This is a genomic window from Brevibacillus sp. FW306-2-1A-C05A (assembly GCF_058781555.1).
In genome coordinates this window covers 1-17686 of sequence record NZ_JBYSWV010000013.1, presented here as the reverse complement: position 1 = coordinate 17686, position 17686 = coordinate 1, and the positions used below count along the sequence as shown (strand labels likewise).

Below are 17686 nucleotides of genomic sequence, written 5' to 3'. Positions count from 1 at the left end.
CTTTTTTCCTTAGTCTACCATACTGGCCGTTTTGGGGGATTCGCTTCAACTGTTGGCCTGCAAGCCGGAGCTACGGGTTTTGCCGAAGCGGAAATAGTAGAACAGGAAAATCAGCGCGTGCAAAGCGGCAAGCACCAGGTAGATATTGCTGTAAACAAAGGCGGCCGCGTACGGGTTCACAGGATTCCACTGGGTCGTTGCGCCAAGATCAATCACTTTACTGTAAATCCCCGAAGCAATCCCCATGGAGATGAAGTTCAGCATCGAAAAAATCCCCATCCCTACTCCCGCCTGCTCCTTCGCCAAGGTTGCGGAAATCGAATTTGCCAGCGTAATTTGCATGAACGACTGGCCCACATTGCCAAAGATCAAAAAGCAGGCAATCCCGATGACCGCTATGCCCGTAAAAGTAGAGAGCAGTCCAAAGCAGACCAGCAGCAAGCCGGACGCCAGAAAAAACAGGTACGCGTTCCCTTTCCTGTCTGCGAGCTTCCCGCCCACTCTGCCGAGAAGCGCCGAGGCAACGGCTGCCGGGACCATGACAAAGCCGATCCAGTTTGTCGACAGCTCTTGCACGGACGAAAGCAGCAGCGGGCTGACGTAGTACAGCGCGATCCCCATTCCGTTGATAAGAACCGCGAGTACAAGTCCTGCCGTGTAGCGTTTGTTGGCAAAAATTTTCGGCTGCACAAACGGATCGGCAGCCCGGCGAATCCGCACGATGAACAGCGCCAGTGTAAGCAGGCTGCCAAGTAGGAACCACCACGTACCGTTCGTGACTCCAAGAAGCAACAGCGCGACCGAAACGCCGAGCAGAGCGCCGCCCAGCCAATCAAAAGACCCGCGCGAGAGCGTATCTTCCTCTGCCAAATATTTGCGGTAAAACGGCAGCGGCGCGAGAATCAAAAGCGGCACGGCGAACAGCCAGCGCCAATGCGCAAAGCTGACGATGAGCGCCGACAGCACAGGCCCAAGCGCCCCGCCGAGCGCCAGCCCGACTGCCGTCATGCCGAGGACAGAGCCACGCCTCTCTGGCGGGAAATAGCGAACGGGAATGAGCATCGCCGTAGCCGGAATGGCGGCCGCCCCTGCCGCCTGCAAAATTCTGCCGAAGAGCGCCAGCGCAAACGATTGCTGACTGACATTCGCTTGATAAAAAAACTAGGGAGTCAACGCCCTAGCAAAAATCTCCACGCTTTCCGCGATAAGCGCCTCCAGCGAGACACCCGAAAAGTTGTCCGGCCCATCCAGATTGTTCATGAACGCTCCGAAGTTCATCATCATGAAAGCCGTCGCCTGAACTTCCGGATTGGTTGGCACGATTTTGCCCCTTTTGCCCATCTCTGCGAAGTAATTCGTCAACCCGGTCAAAAGCTGGCGGGGATGCTTTTGCGTGCGCTCGCGGAAGCCTGGCAGTTGTCCTTCGTCTTTGATGCTGATCCAGATCATTTTCCGGTTTCGGTTCATCAGCTCATGGTACGTCCGGCTGACCAAAAGCAGGTCTGCGCGCAAATCCCACACGAGCCGCTCCGCAAACAGCTTTGTCATCTCCTCCGTATAATGAAAACGGTCAAAAGCGCTCTCCAGCAGATTGCGCTTGCTGCCGAACTGGCGGAACAGCGTCTTTTCACTCAAACCTGCCGCGGCCGCGATTTCTTGCGTCGTGACACCGTTGTAGCCTTTTTCCGCGATAAGATCAATGGCTGCCATCATCAGTCGTTCACTGCTGCTGAGACGATTGCTGTCCATGCTTCCCTCATCCTCAAAAACGATTGTCAGTACTGACTGACATTTGTCTTATACGTCTTTCCAGGTTGTGTCAATCCTTGCACAAGAAAAAGGGCTTCCCCCCATGTCCGCCACATCGCGGCATGAAAGGTTGCCCCGCTTTCTTCTGAAAAATGTCATTTAGAACGCGCGCGCATACTGCCGTGGCGGCTGGGCTTCTTCAGCCGACAGCGCGTGGATTGCATGCAGCGCCCAGTACGGATCGCGCAGCATGCCGCGGCCTACTGCAACCAAATCTGTGTCGCCGTTGCCAATCACTGCTTCTGCCAGCTTCGGATCGTCGAGGTTCCCTACCGCGATGACCGGAACATCGAGCGCCTGCTTGATCGCCCGGGCAAGCGGAACCTGATAGCCAGGGTGGATTCCCGGACGTCCGCCGGAGCCGATCGGGCCCTCGCCGCCACTCGACAGGTGGAAAATGTCGACGCCTGCTTCCTTGTATCTGCGGCACAGCTCTGTGCTGTAGTCCAGGCCATATCCGCCATCTACGTATTCCACGGCAGAGACGCGCATGATGAGCGGCATGTCTGCTGGAATCACTTCTTTGATGGCGGCGATGACTTCCACGCCAAACAAAGCTTTGTCGCGTCCGTACTCATCTTCCCGCACGTTTGTCAGTGGGGAGTGGAACTGGTGGATCAAGTAGCCGTGAGCGCCGTGAATCTCGATCGTGTCCATGCCTGCTTCCACCGCGCGTCTTGCCGCTTCCTGAAACTTGACGACCATCGCTTTGACTTCTTCTGTGGTCAGTGCTCGCGGCGTTTTGTAGCGGGAGCCTGGAAACGCAATCGCGGATGCAGACACGGGAACTTCCGCGTCTTCCGCTTTGCGGCCCGCATGCCCGATCTGGATGCCGATTTTCGCGCCGTATTTGTGAACTTCCGAGACGATTCGCTTGTACGCGGGAATCTGCTCGTCGGACCACAGTCCGAGGTCGTAGTTGGAAATGCGGCCGTCCGGCTCTACGTCTGTCATCTCTACGATGATGAGGCCTGTGCCTCCTACCGCGCGGGACACGTAATGAACGAAGTGCCAGTCTGTCGGCGTACCGTCCTGCGCTTCCACGGAGTATTGGCACATCGGCGGCATGACTACGCGATTTTTCAAGGTCAATCCTTTGAACTGAAACGGGGTAGACAACAAAGCCATTTGTTCCACTCCTTACTTTTTTTCATTATCATGCCAAAAGTTAGCGTGCTCTGCAATCCCTTGGCTGCACTTTGGGGATTTTCTGGTGGGGCGGTTGGAAAAGGTCAGCATGGTTTGCTTCGTCGGTGCTTTTGTTGGGGGAAGGAATGAGACGAGATGGCTGGAGCTTCTTGGGATACCCGCTGGGGGTTAGACTGCCCGGTCGGTATCCCAAAGAGCTTTCGCGGATTTCTCCTCTTTCCTCGTCAGGAGCGAATGTGTTCGTCGATGGGTTACAAAAAGCAAGAAAAAAAGAATTGGTAGCGAATACTCGGAAGTCTATTGCCGATGCCGCTCGACCAGCCTTCCAGCTAAAAGCCAAAACACGCCTTTTATCATCGTCAACCTCGAACCAGCAACCTGCCCAGACTCCCTTCATTTAACGCGTTTTCCCTCCACCCATACGAAGCAGACAGCCCCAACTCCCTTACCGGAAGCCAAAGCACCTAAACCGTTTCCTCTTATTTTCTCCGTCCATCGCTACGACCACAATTAACCGTCAGCGCACGGTGTCTCGCTTACGAAAACTGCCGTCTTATCACCTCACCTGCACAAGCAAGCCCTGCCTGATCTGACCCGGCGTACAGCCTTGCCCCAACTCATTTCTGCAGCAAAAAAAGCCACCCGCGCCAACGGATAGCTTTTCTCCAAAACAAAAGACAAGACGCCTTCTCTATTATTCCGGCATGGTGCCGATGTAATTCGATTGAGGACGGATGATCCGGTTTTTCGCGGCTTGCTCCAAAATGTGAGCGGTCCAGCCAACCACGCGGCTGACGGCGAACGTCGGCGTGAACAGGTTGTCGTCCAGCCCTACCGCGCGCATCACTGCGGCGGCAAAGAACTCGACGTTTGTATTGAGCTTGCGGCCTGGCTTGTATTCTTCCAGCAGTTGCAGGCCGACCTTTTCTACGTGTGTCGCGAGGTCAAACCACGGATCGTTGGCCGACAGCTCGGAAGCGACGACGCGCAAAGCGGTTGCCCGCGGGTCGACGGTTTTGTAGACGCGGTGTCCGAATCCCATCAGGCGGCCGCCGTTTTCCAGCTTGTTGCGAAGCCACGGCTCCGCGTTTTCCTTCGTGCCGATCGCTTCGATCATCTCGGTCACTTCGGACGGAGCGCCACCGTGCAGAGGACCTTTCAAGGTGCCGATGGCCGCCGTAACCGCAGAAATCAGGTCAGACTCTGTAGAGCTGACGACGCGGCCTGCGAAGGTAGAGGCATTCATGCCGTGCTCCTGCGTCAAAATCAGGTACGCATCCAGCGCCCGCACATGAGCCGGATTCGGCTTTTCCCCTTTTAACATGTACAGGTAGTTTGCCGTGTGATCCAGCTCCGGATTCGGGTCGAGCGGCTCGCGGCCTTCCAGACAGGCGAAGCGGTACGCGACAATCGTCGGCATTTTCGCTGCCAGCGCGATGACCTCATCAATGGTTGGCGGGAAGCCGTGGGAGGAACTGCCCAGAGCGGAAACACACGTGCGCAGCACGCTCATCATATCGACATCTGCCGGAATCAGCTTCAGGATTCCTTTGACATGCTCCGGCAGTTCGCGGTTTGCTTTGAGCTTGTTCTTCAATTCTGTAAGCTCCTGCTCGCTTGGCATATGTCCGAACCAGAGCAGGTGTGCGACTTCTTCAAATGTGTGATGAATAGCGAGATCGCGTGCCCAATGCCCGCGGTAAACAAGCAGTCCGTTAATTCCATCGACCAGGCTCAGGTCTGTTTCTGCTACGGCGATTCCATCCAGACCAATTGCCAAAGGATGTTGTTTTGTCATGATCGCCACTCCTTTTTCATCTCTTTTCCCTCCAGTATATCGATTATCAATATGAAAGGGAAATAGAATTAAAACCCGCTATTAATCACATTTCGTAATCATTCGGGTTTACAGCAGCCCAAGCTATGCCTTGCTTCCTCCTTGCATGACCGGAGACATCGGCGGATACAGCGCCTGCAAAATCTCCATGAAGTGCTTCGCAGGCTCGCTGATCCCGGCTTTGGGCACGAGCAGGTAGGAGGCGACCTTTGGCAACACAAGTCCCGGCGTAGGCAGCTCGATAAAGCGATTTTCGAACAAATCCCGGCTCACGGCCGAACGTGGCAAAAAAGAGACGCCAAGCCCGTCTTCAATGAAGCGTTTGGTAATGTCCACCTGCGAGACAGCCATCGTGCGCAAGGCCAGCCCTCTCTGGCGCAAAAGCAGCAGCAGCTCGTCCCAGTAGCCCGGGTGATTGTGGGTCAGCAAACGGTTGGACTGCACCTCCTGCTCCCAATCGGGCAGCGGTGCGTCTATGTCCCCGCCGCTGTGCGGTACCGCAAATACAACCGGGTCCTCGTACAGCATGTACGTGTCCAACTGGAACTCTCCGGGCACCATCCGGGTCAGTCCCAGGTCTACTTGTCCACTCTGAACCAGCGGGCCGATCTCGACGGAGTCGGCAATTTTGATCGAGATGTCGACATCGGGATACTGCCTGGTAAAACGGTGAAGCAAATGGGAGAAGCGGGCACGGGCAATGATCGGCGAGACTGCCACCTGGAGCTTTTCCCGATACCCTTGGCGCCACGCCTGCAAATCCTCCATGCTGTGGTGCCACTGTTCCAAAAGCCCTTTTGCATGCGGCAGATAGCGCTTGCCTGCTGCCGTCAGCCGAACGCGCTTGCCGACGCGTTCAAACAGCTTGATCCCCAGCTCCTTTTCCAATTGCCGGATATGTTGGCTGACAGTGGGCTGAGCGATAAACAACGCCTCAGCCGTCTGATGAAAATTTTCGGTTGTAGCCGCCACCAGAAACGTTTGCAGCACGCGAAAGTCCACACGATCTCCTCCTATCCATCTCTTGTCTCTATAGCCCCCAAAAACCTGCTTGTACCATCCATTTTCGTCGATTCCCACCGAAAACGAAAGAAAGGATCAGACAAAACGGTCCCAGGGTGAATTTGCATAACAGCCTGCCCTATTTTTGGGTCTTTCTTCCTCTTTTTTGAAATATTTTACTGGAAATCACTTTCATCCATCCTCCTTATGGTACAATACAAAATCGAGTGCGAAAAACCATTTGCATTCGCACGCCAAAGAGAGATAGTCACAAAGGGGAGGAACTCATGGAAACCACAACAAACGTGAACCCGCCACGCAAAAGCTTGAAAAAGCCGCTGTTAATTGCCGGAGCGGCTGCTGTCGTAATTTTGGGCGGGCTTGGAACAGCCTACGCCAAATTCGACTTGTTCAAAAGCGCGAAAACGATCTACCTGCAATCCGAAGCTGAGAGCATGCTGAAGTTCTCATCTGACATGTCCAAGGCTTATGGGGAATACGAAGACTACATGAAGCCATATCTGGAAAAACCTGTACACTCCACTACGGAGCTGTCTGACATTACAGTAGATGCTGCCCTCCCGGACCCGCAAGCCCAGAAGGTACTCGAACTGTTGAAAAGTGCAAAAATTGTGATGCAAAGCAACATCGACGAGCAAAAAAACCAGCAGCAAGGCAACTTCGAAGTCCATCTCAAGGACAAGAAGCTGGCTACTATTGAATATTTCCTGAACGACACCCAGTTCGGTTTCCGTCTGCCTGAGTTTTACTCCAAGTATGGCTATATGGATTTGAAAGACCGCGATGCGCTCAACCAAAAGTTCGGCCAAGAGCTGCCGAAGCGCTTCCTCACTTATCGTGACCTGATGGAAGCTGTCCGCATCAGCCAGGATGAAGTGAAAAGCACGCTGACGCCTTACGCGATGCTGTACGCGGAATCGATCAAGGACAGCCAGGTGACCATCAACAAGGACGCTTCCTTCACGGAAGAAGGCTTCAAGGAAAGCGCGCGTGAAATCACCGTAACCTTTACCGAAGAAGAAGCGAAAGCCCTCGCAACGAAGCTCGCGGAGAAGGCAAAAGCGGACCAAAAGCTGTTTGACCTGATCTACACCCGCTACCACAATGTTTCGACATTGATGGCTGACAGCGGCTACGCCGTAGAGGAAATTTCCAAGGAAGAATTCAAGAAAAACTACGACCAAGGCTTCGACGACTTGCTGAAAGACATCAACGACTCCACTACAGAAAGCAAGGAACAGCTCAAAATGGTCGTGCTCGTAGACGGCGATCACCAAATTCTGTCCCGCAAGCTGATGTTTACCGGAAAAGACAACAAGGAAGAGCAACTGTTCTTCAGCGGCATCGCTTACCAAAAAGGCGCAGACAGATTCTATCGCTACGCCCTGCACAATCCGGAAGACCCGAAAAACGGCGAGCTGTCCTACACGTACAAAGCGACCGAGCAAAACGGCAAAACAAACGGCAAGCTGAGCGTGATGGTCAAAGACAACGAGCAGCCTGCTCTGGATCTGGCTACCACGTTCGAATCCGTGAAGGAAGGCCAAAAAGTAACAGGCAAATACGACTTCGCTCTCGTCGTAGCGGATGAATACTCCGAGCCAGTCGCTTTGAACGGGAACATCACCGTATCCGAAACGACGACAGACAACGGCCGCGATTCCGATGGCAGCGTGAAAATCAACTTCGACAATCCGACTCCTGACATGCCAAAAGGATTCAGCCTGAAAGTGAAGTCCAAGCAAGAATTCGGAAAAGCGCTGGAGATTCCGGCGATGACGGCTGATAATGCCATCAACCTCGCAAACCTCACCGACGAGCAAATGATGGAAATTCAGCAGGAAGCAGGAACCGCAGCGCAAAAATTCATGCAAGAAAACGCCGAGCTGGTGCAGCAATTCATGATGCCGTAAGCCGCGCACCTGCGATAAGCAAAGAACCCTGTCCACAAGGCAGGGTTTTTTTTCTACCGATATCCCATGTAGATGATGAATCCGATCGCCGCGTAAAAGACGAGCCGGTCTACCGTGCGATAGAGCGTCTTCGACAGCCGCAGGCCGATCCACCCCGTCCGCAGCGGCCAAAAAAGCTGAATACGCCCCACCAGCATATCGCTGACCAGATGCGACAGCACCCCCCAAAGAGCAGCCCAGCCCGCTGGCGTATCGCCCCAAAAAAGGGCCGGCAGCAGCAGGATGACCCAGGAATGAGTGATCGTCCGGTGGCCCAGTCCTCTTTGCAGCATTTTCGAAAAAGGGCCGAAAAGATGCCCCAGCTTGCTTCGCGCCTGATCGATATCCGGCACCAGCGCCATCGTGGCTCCAATCACGCTGCCCTCCCAGGAGGGGTACGCCCAGTAGCCCGCGATTGCGCCCAGAAGCATGTGTGTCTTCCACGTCATTTGCTGTTTCACACCGACTTTCCAAGATGTTCTCGTTCGCTTTTGCCCAGTTGGCGTGAAGAGCTATGCGTCCAAGAGCGGCATGAAACTTTGCGGATCGAGCCGCTCGCCTTCGATGACGATCGCCGTCATGCCGGACTCGGTTCCCGATTCGTGCCCTTCTCCCGTCTCCCAAAAAGCCGCCTGTCCCGCCTGAATCGGAATGCGCTGGTCATCCTCTCCCCGCACCCAGCCTTCTCCGCTGACCACGAGAAAAAGCTGCGGGCAAACAGCCGGATGGTAGCCCACTACTCCGCCAGCCTGCAGATGAATGCAGCCGATAGACACTGGCTCGTCTGTGCGCACGATACGGGAAAACACAGCGCTGACAGAATCAAAACGTTCGATCTCCTTGCCTGCCTGTCTGTCGAACCGGAAACGTTTCATAGCCTCTCCCCCAGCTTTTGTCATTGAACCCCTATCTTAGCGCAATTGCCGCCTCGCGGACAGACTCCGATTTCCCTCAGCTTTATGTTATAATAGAAGCAGGAGGAACTAGCCAATACACCTCCTCTTTTTTATGCCCGCGCGCATGCGTGTTCCGTCAATCTGTACCGGCAGCATGCTCCTGTTTGAACCAGATGTCTTTGTAGTTGGCCTGTCCGAGCGCATTCAGCGAGACTCCGGCAAGCGCCGAGTTGTAGACCGAATGCTGCCGCGTATGGTACAGGTACAAGAGAGCCGATTGCTGTTCGAGCAACTGCTCGATATCGCGCAGCCTCCTTTGCTGGCACTCCCCGGACTGCTCCTCCATCAACTGCTCCAGCTCGCGGTCGATTTGCTCGCGCAAGGCCGGACTCCACAGTTGACGCACAAAGCTGATATCCGAACGGAAAAACTCGACCATGCCCAAAATCCACTGTTCATCAAAAACTTCGCCCGCCAAAACGAGATCGGCTTGCCGCAACACGTCCGGCTTTTTCAACTCCTCGATCGGCACGACAGTCACCTCTACATCCACGCCGCACTCCGCCAAATGCCGCTGTACCCACTCCGCGTTGTTTTCGTTTCCCGCTCCTTCGTATGTAAACAGCTTCAAGCACTCTCCGCGGTAGCCGCTTTGCATGACGGCAGTCCGTTTTTTCTCGCAGCTCTGCTCGGCTAACGCTGGCTCCACTCCGGCGACCTCGGGGAAAAAGCTGAAGGCGCGCCCGTAACGATTTCCGCGCAGCTCCGCGATCATTTGCTTGCGCGAAAGGATGCGATCGAGCGCCTGGCGGAAAGCGGGAATTTGCTGCGGTCCTTGCCGATTCAGGTTAAAGGCGAGATAAGTCGCTCCCCGCTCTACCTGCTTCAGCTCCTGCCATCTGCCCAGCGGCTTCGGCATGCTCCACGCTGTCTGGAAGTGCACCTCTTTCGCTGTGGCGAAAAATTTTTCGCTGCGCTTGTCGAATGGCGGCACCACCCAGATTTCCACCCGATCCAAATGGGCCCTCCCGAGAAAATAAGTCGGAAATGCCTCCAGCACAAACATCTGCTCGTCGTTTTCCACCAGGCGAAAAGGCCCGCTCCCGACTGGCAGACGGCTGTACTCTTCCCCTTTTTGCTGCACCACGTCCCAAGGAACGATGGACAGCCGATCCGAGGCCAAATAGGCGGGCAGCAAACAGTTTGGGCGGCGCAGCTCGATTTGCAGTACGGTGTCCCGCAGCGCAGTCATGCGCACGACATCCTGCAGCATCCACCAATACGGCGATTTCGTCTTTGGGTCAGCTACCCGCTCCAGCGTCCAGATCACATCATGAGCCGTAAGCTCGCGCCCGTGATGGAAAGACACGCCTTTTCGCAAATAAAACGTCCAGCTCGTCCCGTCCTCATTCGTCTCCCAGTAATGGGCCAGGTGCGGCTTGTACGTGTTTTGCTTCTCGTCGTACCGAATGAGCGTATCGAAAATTTGCCTGACCATGTGCGATTCGGTCCGTCGGTTGACAAACGCCGGGTCGAGAAAAGGAATTGTCCGGTAAAAGGCCATGCGCAGCGTGTCCAATGTGCGCGTTTCCACTGTTTGACTGCGAAAGCCAAACTGACCGGAGAGCCAGTCGAAAAAGCGTTCCCTGCCCCTTGCAGACAGCTCCGACTCATGGAGAAGCTGCATGGCCCGCTCCAGGTCGCCGTGCTGGATATGCGCCTTGGCGAGCGGGATGACGATCTGCTCCGCACTGCGCACGAAGACGAGCCGCGATCCTCGCCCGCGCCCCCGGCCCGGCATCCACTCAATCCAGCCTTGCTCCGAGAATTGCTTCAAAATGTTTTTGACATTGCGAACCGTACAGCAAAAAATCTCGGCCAACTCGCTCAACGTAATCTCCAGCGCCTCGCCCTCCGGCCTGTCGGCAAAATGCTGGCGCAAGCGCAAGTAATGATAAACAATCTGCATCGTCCGCTCACTCTTTTCGTTAAAAGGGGAACTTGTTCTCTTATTACTCTACCCTTTTTCTTCCCCTTTTTCCAACTACAATGGAGTACAAAGAGGGGGGTTATGATGTCCATGCTGGTCAGCCAAACAAAACCGAAGGCCAATCCGCAATCGCCGCAGAGCGCCTCGCTCTGGCGCAACCGGCCGTTTCTCGTCCTGTTTTGCACCTCGACTTTGCTCGCTTGCGGCAGCAAAGTGTACGAACTCGCCTTGCCGCTTATTTTGTACGACATGACCCAGTCACCCGTGGCGATGACGACGATGAAAAGCATCGAGTTTTTGCCCAATTTGCTGCTCGCCATGTTCATTGGCGTATGGGTCGACCGCTTTTCCAAAAAGCGCTGGTCGCAATGGATGGTGTTCGGGCAAATGGTGCTGCTGTTTTTGCTGTACGGCTTGTCAGCGGCGGGCCAGGCCCAGATCATGCACTACTACGTGGCCGGATTTTTGCTGATGGCCCTGCACTACGGCTTTCAAAATGCCCGGGTCAGCATGCTCAAGCAGGTTGTCCCCACACCGCTGCTCACCTCGGCAAACGCCCGCTTTTCCTTCATGACTACGTTCATCGAGATCATGGGTCCGGCGCTCACGGGCTTTATCCTGCTGCTCGCCAGCCTGCACGCGGGTTTGTTGATTACAGGCTTCGCCTATTTGCTGGCTTTTGTCGCCATCTCGTTTCTGGAAAAGACCGATACGCCCCCGGCGCCAAAAACAGGCTTCTGGCAGGAGCTGAAGGCCGGCTGGATCGAGCTTTTGCGCAATCAGGCGCTGTGGCGCATCAGCCTGCTCGTCATTTTTCTCAACGCGACTTCCGGCATGTACGACGCGATGATTATTTTCTTTGCCAAAGACCAGTTGCGGCTGGACACGTCTACGCTCGGGCTGGTTCTGTCCGCGGCCGGTCTCGGCGGCCTTGTTGGCAGCTCTGTGGTAGCCTCCCTGCGGCGGCGCTTTCCGATTGGGCAGTTGATGGGCACGACGATTTTGTTGCTCGGCTTCTCCTACCTGCTCATGGTTTTTGCCAGCAGTACGTGGTTGCTCTGTCTGTCGCTGTTTCTCACCGGGCTGGTTTCTACCGTTGAAAATGTGTGCATCTGGACGTTTCGCCAGGAGACTACCCCGGCCCATTTGATCGGGCGGATCAGCGGCATTACCGGCTCCATCTTCAAGCTGGGCATCGTCTTTTCCATCTACGGCTCCGGCTTCATGACGGTATCGTTCGGCCCGTGGGCGGTATTTCTCGCCGCAGCCGTCGGCAATGGGCTGATTTTTTTGCTCTATCGCAAGCTCGCCCTGTGGCGGCTGGCATGATTGCGGGCAGCGAGGCTCAGGGGGGTGGGGGTGCTTTCCGGCTTTCTTGGCTGGCTCGGCCCTCTCCGCTGGCCCAACTCTATCAGCTTGCCCCGCCCCCTCAGCTTACCCGACTCTCTCCGCTGTCCCGGCTCCCTCGTCGTCTTGCCCGTCAAAAAAGCCACCCGCAGGTTGTTCACGCCTGCAAGTGGCTTTTCCGCTTCCCAGTTACTCCCTTATCCTCACGCCTTGAAACGGCTGATTAACTTCTCCAAATCCTCTGCGAGATTGGCCAGCGAGGCCGCCGAAGAGTGGATTTCCTGCATGGAGGCCAACTGCTGTTCGGTGGCGGCGGACACATCCAGCGTCCGTGTCACGGCCGTTTGCGTGATGGAGGCGATCAGTTCCATCGACGACGCGACTTTTCCTGTGCTCTTGGTCAGGGCGCGGGAAGCGGCCGAGACATTTTCCACGTCGTTTGCCACGCCGACAACGGCATCGCGAATGTGCGAAAAGACTTCGCCTGCCTGCGCTACGCCCTCCATCCCGGCCGCCACTTCTTGCGAGCCTTTTTGCATGGACGAGACTGCTTCGAGCGTCTCTGCGCGTATGGCCGTAACCAGTTGCGTGATCTCCTGGGCGGACGCGGAAGCCTGCTCGGCCAGCTTTCGCACTTCATCGGCGACAACCGCAAAGCCTCTGCCCTGCTCACCCGCCCGTGCCGCCTCGATCGCGGCATTGAGCGCCAGCAGGTTCGTCTGACCAGCGATTTGCGTGATGACCTCGACAATTTGCCCGATTTGCTCGGAACGGCTTCCCAGTCCGCTGACTGCATGCGCAAGCTGCTCCATAGTCTCGCCTACGCCATTCATCTGCTCCACCGCAAGCTGAACCGTCCGGGTTCCGCCAGTAGCCAGCTCTGAGGCGTTCATCGCGGCAGCGGAAACGTTTTGGGCGCGGGCGGCAATACGCTCGATGCCCGCAGCCATTTCCTGCACTTCCTTGTCGCCCTCTTCTACTTGATGCGACTGTGTGTCCGCACCTGCTGCCATTTCCTGAATCGTTTCTGCGATCTGCTCGGTCGCTTTGCTCGTCTGCTCCGAGCTGGCCGTCAACTGCTCTGCCGCCGCCGCTACCTGCTGGGCGTGCCCGCGAATGAGCGAAACGAGCTGGCGCAGATTCGCCAGCATCCGATTGAACGACGCAGCTAACTGTCCGATCTCATCGTTGGATGATACCGTAAGCTCATGGGTCAGGTCGCCTTCTCCGTCCGCTATGGCCGCAAGCTGGCCATTCACCCGGTTCAGCGGACGAATGATCGCCCGAACCAGCAGTCCCCCGATTACGAAAGCGATGAGAAAGCCCGCGACACTAAACGCAATCTGAATGTTCACAGACACAGCTTCCTGCGCTGCCAGCTCCTGCGTGTCCGCCTCTTTTTCCTGGCGCACGTCCTCCATCAGTCCGCTCACCGTCGAGTCGAGCGTCTTCCGCGATTGGCGCTCGATGCCGAAATGATGGCTCAGCGCCTCTTCCCGCTTGCCTTGGTCAAGCGCTTCTACCGCTTTGTTGCTCGCCGCCAAATATGCCGCGTATAGCTGCTGCGCTTTTTGCAGCGTCTCTTTTTGCTTGGCGGTAATGTCCTCATACTCGTTCATTTTTTGGAACAAGGCTTCCACTTTGCCCGCCTTTTCCTTCAGTTCCTCGCGAAATTCCTCGTCTCCGGTGAGCAAATACCCGCGCTCGTCATTGTTTCGGCCCGTGATCGTAAACTGCATCTCCCGCAAGTCGGTCAAAAGGTCCCCGTCATCGAGCATTTCTTCATAAGCAGCTTTCAATGTTTTCGTATGAATATACATATATGTACCTGAGCTAAACATGATGGCCAAAATCACGCCAAAAGCGAGAATAAATTTCGTTCTAATCTTCATCAGAGCGCCTCTTTCTGTCGAAATAAACAAATTTATGTCGAAAATACTCGGCTGCCACCCTTTTTCTTTCCCCGTCGCCATCGGCCCTAAACTAGTCGGAAAATTCATGCACCATTGCTTGCCAAAAAGAAAAAGCACCCGCGGAGCAGTCCGTGGATGCGTTGCAAGCATATGATCTTTTTATCGGCTACAGCTTTTCGATTACATTATCAATCAAGCCGTATTCAAGCGCTTCGGCTGCCGACATGAAGTAGTCGCGGTCGGCATCTTTTTCGATTTTCTCGACTGGCTTGCCTGTACGCTCCGAGATAATCGAGTAGAGCATGCTGCGATGCTTGAGGATTCGCTCTGCGGCGATCTTGATGTCGCTCGCCTGCCCCTGGCTGCCGCCCCACGGCTGATGAATCATGACTTCCGCGTTTGGCAGGGCGTAGCGTTTGCCCGGCGCTCCCGATACCAGTAGCATCGCGCCCATGGAGGCCGCCATTCCCGTGCAAATTGTGGACACGTCCGGGGCGACGAACTGCATCGTGTCGATGATCGCCATTCCCGCTGTCACCGAGCCGCCAGGCGAGTTGATGTACAGATGGATGTCTTTTTTCGGGTCTTCCGCCGCAAGAAACAGCAGTTGGGCCACCACCGCATTCGCAACCTGGTCGTCAATGGCGCTGCCCAGAAAAATGATGCGGTCTTTCAGCAAACGGGAGTAAATATCGTACGAACGCTCTCCATAACTCGTCTGCTCCACCACTACCGGAATCAGATTCATGCAAAACCCTCCTTTATTATTTGTTCACGGATGGAATGGATTACGCTGCCAGCCTCATGCTGTTGGCCTGCGGCGTCGCAACAGCCGCCTTGCTTTTGCCAAACCCGGAGGAGACTTGCGTGACGACAGCCGGGTTGTCGCTTGGCCCCACTGTCCACGCGGTCACAGCGGCTTCCCTGTCGACAGCGTCGCTGCCGCCGTCTCTCGCAGGCAGCGCAATGACATTGCCCCACTTTGATTCGGTCCGACTTTCCCACACGACGACTGGCCTTGGTTGGCCTGCTGCTTTGGCTTCAGCCTTCATGACTGATCGCCTCCTTCTTTTGGATACACCGCGAGAATGACCTGATACGTCTCCTGCCCCTGCGCTGCTGTCTGATACTTTTTGACCAACTGATTCACCAACTGCACGTATTCCTCGACAAAAGCGCTCCGCTCCTCCGCGCTGGCGAGGCGAATGCTGGTATCGAGTGTGGCACTCGGAATTTCTTTTTCCTGATCCGAGCGCTCCAATAGGAGCAGGGCATCGCGCTTGATCCGCTCCGCCGTATGGATTAAATGCGACAAAGCCCCCTGGTCCTTCATCTGCTGCACCGTGTCGTTCGCCCAGTTCAGCCCTTCGGAGAGCACGTAAGTCCGGGCGATCGCCAAATACAGCACCTCGACCAGATTGCGGACTTGCCGACTTCCCACCCGTCTGACCAGCCCGACTTTTTCCAAAGCCTTCAGGTGATAATTGACGCGCTGTGGAATCTCGTTGATTCCCCGCGCCACTTCTGCCGCTGAAGCAGGCTCCACCAGTCGGCTCAAAATCTCCGCCCTGAGCGGATTCAACAGCGCCATCGCCTGCTCCGGCGTCTCGACAACATACGTTTCAAGCTGTTCGTGCGCCACAACAACACCTCATGACATTAATCATTTACGTAAAAACAGTTTATTACGTGAGATTCGATTTGTCAAATGCTGGACAAGCCCGAAAAATGACCGTACGAAAAAAGCAGCTCCGCCCGTTCGCGAAGCTGCTGTATCTGTCTTTTTCCGTCGGGATTTTACCGGGGAGCAGGGTAGGCGATTCTCTCTCCATCTGCGGGTATCCGCACGCGGTCCTGAAGCTTTCTTTTCGCCAAAAACTTATGCAGCTCGGCGCGTGACAACAGGCAGTGATTCCACGTCTCCATGTGCGCAACGAACAGGTGGCTGTCCGGTGCGGCGGCCGCTACAAGAGCGATGTCCTCCCCCGTCATGGTGATCGGATCGCCCGTCAAAAACTGGGCCGCTCCGGCAAACACGACAATCACGTCGGGAGCAAACCGCCCGATGGCCTCCTCCACCTCGGCACACCAGACCGTATCCCCTGCCACGTACAGCGTCGGCACGCCAGGTGCCTGCAACACAAAGCCGGACACTGGCCCCATCTGTTTCCCGATCTCGCCTGTCCCGTGCCTTCCGCCTGTGCGGTAGAGGCGAATCCCTTGCCATTCCTGCTCGCTTTCGATCGCGTTTACATGGGAAAAGCCCTCCTGGTGCAGCATGTCCGCATCCGGCGGCTGGCAAAAAACAGGCAGGTCGGCGGGCAGCAAGCGGAGTGCTTTTTCGTCCAGATGATCTCTGTGCGTATGCGTCACCAAAACCGCCTCCACACCATCCAGCACTTCTTCCGTGGAAAAAGGCAGCTCCACCAGCGGATTCGCTCGCTGATGCGGCGTATTTGGCACAGCAGACAGCTCCCCCGCCGCGCTGAACATCGGGTCGATCAAAAACGTGCGGCCGCCGTAGGTCACTTTGAGCGTAGCATGTCGAACAAGTTGGATGTGCATGTCTTCTCTTTCCTCCAATCGCAGGCGTATAATCGTGGTAACTTGCTTTTATTGTAAAAGACGCACGCAGGTAGCCGCGAAACAAATCCGGCGCCTCACTTTCACCGCGAAAGGAGATTTTCATGCTCGACCAAACCGACCATGCCATTCTGGCTTTGCTGCGTCAAAACAGCCGTCTTTTGTGGAAAGACATCGGCGAGCAGGTCCATCTGAGCGGGCAAGCCGTCGGCAACCGGATCAGAAGACTGGAGGAGCAAGGCGTCATTATCGGCTACACGACCATCGTCGACGAGGCAAAGCTGACTCCTTCGCTCACCGCGATGGTCACGATGTTCATGAAGACGACCGACCATTCGAGCTTTGCCCGCTTCGTCGCAAGCCGCAGCGAAGTCATCGAAGCTCATCGCATTAGCGGGGAAGGCTGCTACACGCTGAAAATCAACGTCGCGGACCACACCGCCTTAAACCGCTTTTTGGACGACCTCCTGCCCTTTGGCAACTACCGCGTCAACCTGTCTATCGGCCAACTCAAATAGTGCAGCGATTCCGACCAGAAGCAATCTCCCTTCTTTTACGTATTGCCTGATGATGTGAACAAGAGTAGAATGATGGGTACGAAAGGAGGGGAATCGCCATGGAAGATATGCTGTTGCTGCTTTCGCTGGAGGATTTCTTCGCCTTGCTCGCCCTTTTTGTGGGCTGCTTTACGTCTGCTTTTTGTCTCAGACGTTGTCATCGCCCGCAAATACAGGCGTTTCGTTGGAGTTCCAGTGACACCTATCGACCTTCCATCAATCCTTGCCTGGTTGAGACTTATCCGATGGCAGCAAGGCAACCGCTGCGCTTCCGCATGCTCCGGCGCGCGCGGCATGCGAATGGCGACAAGGATACATACCGCTCCCTTTTGGATCTGGCTGTTTGAACAAAATCCAAAAGGAGGTAGATCATATGATCGCCAAGTACATCGGAGAAGCTTTGTTGTTTGTGGTAGGTTTGCCGCTTTTCGCTTACCAGACCGGAGAAAGCCTGCACGCTTTGGCAGACGCTTTCGCGCAAATGTCCGATTTCGTTAACTGGAAATAAGCACGCCGTTTTTGGGCGGAAAAAAGTAATAAGCCTGGCTGTCTGTGGTCATAGCCCCGTCAAGTAGACACTAAAAAAAGACGCTATCTTAAGCGGCGATCGATTCCCGGTATTGGACTGGG

Annotated in this window: 17 protein-coding genes and 1 pseudogene; 5 read left to right on the top strand and 13 right to left on the bottom strand. The window is 55.4% G+C overall.

What is annotated here, in order from left to right; genetic code table 11:
* Window positions 1-45 precede the first annotated feature (45 nt).
* The 5 genes and pseudogenes from AC3WJN_RS10285 to AC3WJN_RS10265 form a co-directional block, all read right to left on the bottom strand.
* Window positions 46-1125 (bottom strand): annotated as a pseudogene (locus AC3WJN_RS10285) (MFS transporter); the annotation flags it as partial.
* A gap of 36 nt (window positions 1126-1161) precedes the next feature.
* Window positions 1162-1749 carry a TetR/AcrR family transcriptional regulator gene (locus AC3WJN_RS10280; RefSeq protein WP_197187077.1) on the bottom strand — a complete coding sequence of 196 codons (588 nt, stop codon included), beginning with the start codon at window positions 1747-1749 and terminating at the stop codon, window positions 1162-1164.
* A gap of 159 nt (window positions 1750-1908) precedes the next feature.
* Window positions 1909-2937 carry an NADH:flavin oxidoreductase/NADH oxidase gene (locus AC3WJN_RS10275; RefSeq protein WP_007776811.1) on the bottom strand — a complete coding sequence of 343 codons (1029 nt, stop codon included), beginning with the start codon at window positions 2935-2937 and terminating at the stop codon, window positions 1909-1911.
* Window positions 2938-3652: 715 nt separating this feature from the next.
* Entirely contained in the window at window positions 3653-4756 is a 1104-nt protein-coding gene (locus tag AC3WJN_RS10270) for a citrate synthase/methylcitrate synthase (RefSeq protein ID WP_007776808.1), read from the bottom strand.
* A gap of 123 nt (window positions 4757-4879) precedes the next feature.
* Window positions 4880-5797, bottom strand: coding sequence for a LysR family transcriptional regulator (locus AC3WJN_RS10265; protein ID WP_005834015.1), 918 nt, complete (start codon window positions 5795-5797; stop codon window positions 4880-4882).
* A gap of 287 nt (window positions 5798-6084) precedes the next feature.
* On the opposite strand from AC3WJN_RS10265, the gene AC3WJN_RS10260 reads away from it, so the two are divergent.
* Window positions 6085-7731 (top strand): DUF6583 family protein, encoded by a 1647-nt coding sequence (locus tag AC3WJN_RS10260; protein ID WP_005834013.1) that lies wholly within the window; start codon window positions 6085-6087, stop codon window positions 7729-7731.
* Between the two features lie 53 nt (window positions 7732-7784).
* Here AC3WJN_RS10260 and AC3WJN_RS10255 read toward each other — a convergent pair whose 3' ends face one another.
* The 3 genes from AC3WJN_RS10255 to AC3WJN_RS10245 all read right to left on the bottom strand — a co-directional run bounded on the left by AC3WJN_RS10255 (window position 7785) and on the right by AC3WJN_RS10245 (window position 10635).
* Window positions 7785-8231 (bottom strand): metal-dependent hydrolase, encoded by a 447-nt coding sequence (locus AC3WJN_RS10255; RefSeq protein WP_237716571.1) that lies wholly within the window; start codon window positions 8229-8231, stop codon window positions 7785-7787.
* 51 nt (window positions 8232-8282) lie between these two features.
* Window positions 8283-8645 carry a cupin domain-containing protein gene (locus tag AC3WJN_RS10250; RefSeq protein WP_429787744.1) on the bottom strand — a complete coding sequence of 121 codons (363 nt, stop codon included), beginning with the start codon at window positions 8643-8645 and terminating at the stop codon, window positions 8283-8285.
* A 157-nt stretch (window positions 8646-8802) separates the two neighbouring features.
* On the bottom strand, window positions 8803-10635 hold the full coding sequence (locus tag AC3WJN_RS10245) for an SgrR family transcriptional regulator (protein ID WP_007780927.1): 1833 nt from the start codon (window positions 10633-10635) through the stop codon (window positions 8803-8805).
* Window positions 10636-10737: 102 nt separating this feature from the next.
* Between AC3WJN_RS10245 and AC3WJN_RS10240 the strand changes: the two genes are divergently transcribed.
* Window positions 10738-11985: an MFS transporter gene (locus AC3WJN_RS10240; RefSeq protein ID WP_237716615.1), complete on the top strand. Its 1248-nt coding sequence runs from the start codon at window positions 10738-10740 to the stop codon at window positions 11983-11985.
* Window positions 11986-12206: 221 nt separating this feature from the next.
* Here AC3WJN_RS10240 and AC3WJN_RS10235 read toward each other — a convergent pair whose 3' ends face one another.
* From AC3WJN_RS10235 to AC3WJN_RS10215, 5 genes are all read right to left on the bottom strand, one after another.
* A complete protein-coding gene (locus AC3WJN_RS10235) occupies window positions 12207-13895 on the bottom strand; it encodes a methyl-accepting chemotaxis protein (RefSeq protein ID WP_007780921.1) in 1689 nt (562 codons plus the stop codon).
* Window positions 13896-14082: 187 nt separating this feature from the next.
* Entirely contained in the window at window positions 14083-14664 is a 582-nt protein-coding gene (gene clpP, locus AC3WJN_RS10230; protein WP_005834000.1) for an ATP-dependent Clp endopeptidase proteolytic subunit ClpP, read from the bottom strand.
* A gap of 40 nt (window positions 14665-14704) precedes the next feature.
* Window positions 14705-14968, bottom strand: a complete 264-nt coding sequence (locus AC3WJN_RS10225) for a hypothetical protein (RefSeq protein WP_007780918.1) — start codon at window positions 14966-14968, stop codon at window positions 14705-14707.
* Complete coding sequence (locus AC3WJN_RS10220; protein WP_007780915.1) at window positions 14965-15558, bottom strand: winged helix-turn-helix domain-containing protein; 594 nt, start codon at window positions 15556-15558, stop codon at window positions 14965-14967. The genes AC3WJN_RS10225 and AC3WJN_RS10220 overlap by 4 nt, the downstream gene beginning before the upstream one ends.
* Before the next feature lie 155 nt (window positions 15559-15713).
* Window positions 15714-16481, bottom strand: a complete 768-nt coding sequence (locus AC3WJN_RS10215; RefSeq protein ID WP_007780912.1) for an MBL fold metallo-hydrolase — start codon at window positions 16479-16481, stop codon at window positions 15714-15716.
* Between the two features lie 122 nt (window positions 16482-16603).
* Between AC3WJN_RS10215 and AC3WJN_RS10210 the strand changes: the two genes are divergently transcribed.
* The 3 genes from AC3WJN_RS10210 to AC3WJN_RS10200 all read left to right on the top strand — a co-directional run bounded on the left by AC3WJN_RS10210 (window position 16604) and on the right by AC3WJN_RS10200 (window position 17564).
* The gene (locus tag AC3WJN_RS10210) at window positions 16604-17017 is read left to right on the top strand and encodes an Lrp/AsnC family transcriptional regulator (RefSeq protein ID WP_005833991.1); all 414 of its coding nucleotides are present in this window, start codon (window positions 16604-16606) and stop codon (window positions 17015-17017) included.
* A gap of 98 nt (window positions 17018-17115) precedes the next feature.
* Window positions 17116-17403 carry a hypothetical protein gene (locus AC3WJN_RS10205; RefSeq protein WP_007780905.1) on the top strand — a complete coding sequence of 96 codons (288 nt, stop codon included), beginning with the start codon at window positions 17116-17118 and terminating at the stop codon, window positions 17401-17403.
* Window positions 17404-17429: 26 nt separating this feature from the next.
* A complete protein-coding gene (locus AC3WJN_RS10200; protein WP_005833986.1) occupies window positions 17430-17564 on the top strand; it encodes a hypothetical protein in 135 nt (44 codons plus the stop codon).
* The last annotated feature ends 122 nt before the right edge of the window (window positions 17565-17686 follow it).